Origin of the sequence: Ilumatobacter sp. (genome assembly GCF_049588435.1) — a bacterium.
Lineage (GTDB): Bacteria > Actinomycetota > Acidimicrobiia > Acidimicrobiales > Ilumatobacteraceae > Ilumatobacter_A.
Map to the genome: position 1 here is coordinate 1 of NZ_JBAVYV010000141.1, position 2,679 is coordinate 2,679.

Annotated in this window: 2 protein-coding genes; one reads left to right on the forward strand and one right to left on the reverse strand. The window is 66.6% G+C overall.

Annotated elements, in window-relative coordinates:
• The coding region (locus WBV89_RS05425; protein ID WP_423980319.1) for an ATP-dependent Clp protease ATP-binding subunit at positions 1–2,029 on the forward strand (2,029 nt) is incomplete at its 5' end.
• Here WBV89_RS05425 and WBV89_RS05430 read toward each other — a convergent pair.
• Positions 2,015–2,679: transketolase C-terminal domain-containing protein (locus WBV89_RS05430; protein WP_423980320.1), on the reverse strand; the 665-nt coding region annotated here is incomplete at its 5' end. The genes WBV89_RS05425 and WBV89_RS05430 overlap by 15 nt on opposite strands.

Genomic DNA, 2,679 nt, shown 5'->3' on the forward strand with positions numbered 1-2,679 from the left:
CGGCAAGATCGACCCGGTCATCGGACGCGACGAGGAGATCCGTCGCGCGATCCAGGTCCTCTCGCGTCGCACGAAGAACAACCCGGTCCACATCGGCGAGCCGGGTGTCGGTAAGACGGCGATCGTCGAGGGCCTCGCGTCACGGATCGCCGACGGCGACGTGCCGGAGGGGCTCAAGAACAAGCGACTGATCGCGCTCGACATCGCGTCGATGCTCGCCGGGGCCAAGTACCGCGGTGAGTTCGAGGAACGTTTGAAGGCTGTCCTCAAGGAGATCACCGACGCGGCCGGCGAGGTGATCACGTTCGTCGACGAGATCCACACGATCGTGGGTGCCGGTGGTGCCGAGGGTGCGATGGACGCCGGCAACATGATCAAGCCGATGCTCGCCCGCGGCGAGCTGCGGATGATCGGTGCGACGACGCTCGACGAGTACCGCAAGCATGTCGAGAAGGACCCGGCGTTGGAGCGGAGATTCCAGCAGGTCTACGTCGGTGAGCCCAGCGTGGAGGACACGATCGGGATCCTGCGCGGCCTCAAGGAGCGTTACGAGGTCCACCACGGTGTGCGGATCCAGGACTCGGCGCTCGTCAGCGCGGCCGTCCTCTCCGACCGGTACATCACCTCGCGGTTCCTGCCCGACAAGGCGATCGACCTGATGGACGAGGCGGCGTCGAAGCTGCGGATCGAGATCGACTCGCTCCCGACCGAGATCGACATCGTGCAACGCCGCATCCTGCAGCTCGAGATCGAACAGGTGGCGTTGGAGAAGGAGAGCGACACGGTGTCGCGGGAACGCCTCGATGCGTTGCACGACGAGCTCGCGACCCTCAACGTTCAGGTCGGCGAGATGAAGGAGCACTGGGAGCAGGAGAAGCAGGCGATCGATGCGATCCGCGCGCTCAAGGAAGAGCTCGAGATGCTGCGGACGCAGGTCGAACGCGAATCCGATCTCGCGATGGCCGCCGAGATCCGGTACGGGCGGATTCCCGAACTGGAGCGGCGCATCGAGGACGCCACCGTGCATCTCGACGAGCTGCAGGAGACGAAGGCGATGCTCAAGGAGGAGGTCGACGCCGAGGACATCGCCGAGGTCGTCGCGAAGGCGACGGGCGTGCCGGTCGCCCGGTTGATGGAGTCCGAGACGTCCAAGCTCGTACATCTGGAAGAACTCCTGCACCAGCGGGTGATCGGCCAGGTTGATGCGGTCGCCTCGGTCGCGAACGCGATCCGCAGGAGCCGTGCCGGTCTGTCGGACCCCGATCGTCCGATCGGTTCGTTCATGTTCCTCGGCCCGACCGGTGTCGGCAAGACCGAACTGGCCCGTGCGCTCGCCGAGTTCATGTTCGACGACGAGCGGGCGATGGTCCGCATCGACATGGGCGAGTACATGGAGAAGTTCTCGGTGTCCCGTCTGATCGGTGCTCCTCCCGGCTATGTCGGATACGACGAGGGCGGTCAGTTGACCGAAGCGGTGCGGCGTCGTCCGTACTCGGTCGTCCTCCTCGACGAGATCGAGAAGGCGCACCCCGACGTGTTCAACACGTTGCTGCAGCTCCTCGACGACGGCCGACTGACCGACGGTCAGGGGCGCACCGTCGACTTCACCAACGTCGTGCTGATCATGACGTCGAATCTGCCGGGTGACCCCCAGGAGTTCTTCAAGCCGGAGTTCATCAACCGCGTCGACGACATCATCCGCTTCCGCTCGTTGACCGAAGCCGACCTCGAACACATCGTCGGGATCCAACTCGAGCGGCTCCACAAGCGGCTCGCCGACCGGCGGATCACGCTCGACGTCGACGAGTCGGCGATGGCCCAACTCGCTCGCGACGGCTACGACCCGTCATTCGGGGCGCGACCGCTGAAGCGGATCATCCAGCGTGAGATCGGTGACCCGGCTTCGCTGCTGATCCTCGACGGCTCGGTGGGCGACGGCGACACGATCGTGGTCACCGCCGGCGACGACGCACTCGATGTGTCGGCGCGCAGTGGCGACGCGTATCAACTGGGGTCAGAACCCAGTTGATACGGCGGCGAGGGCACGTTCGACGATCTGGTCCTCGCTGACGAGGACGAGATTCGCGGCGGCACCGAGCGGGACGAACGAGTCGCGGGCGGCGAGCCGGTCGATCGAGCCGTGGAAACCAGCTGCCACGAGCTCCGACACGATCCCTTCACCGACGCCACCGCTGCGGCGGGTCTCGTCGACGACGAGGACCCGTCCGGTCTCGATCGCCGCAGCCACGACGTCGGCGACCGGCATCGGAGCGATCCAGCGGAGGTCGACGACGGAGCAGCGCACGCCGTGTTCGAGCTCGAGCCGGCGTTGTGCTCGCCGACCGAGGTAGGTCCCGTTCGCCCAGGTGACGATCGTGAGATCGCACGGTGCGTCGCCCGACGGTCGGTACGTCCTGGCGCGACCGAGTTCGGCTCGCCCGTCGACGAGCGGGGCGGACCATTCGCCGTCGCCCGGTTCGTGGAGATCGCCGTCGTGGTAGCGCGCGATCGGTTCGAGGAAGACCGCGACCGCTCCGGTCGCGCGGGCGTGCGACACGCACTCGCGCAGCATCGGTGCCGCGTCGGCCGGATGCGCCGGTGACGCGATCGCGAGGCCGGGGATGTCTCGGAGCACAGCGATCGAGTTGTCGTTGTGGAAGTGGCCGCCGAAGCCCTTCT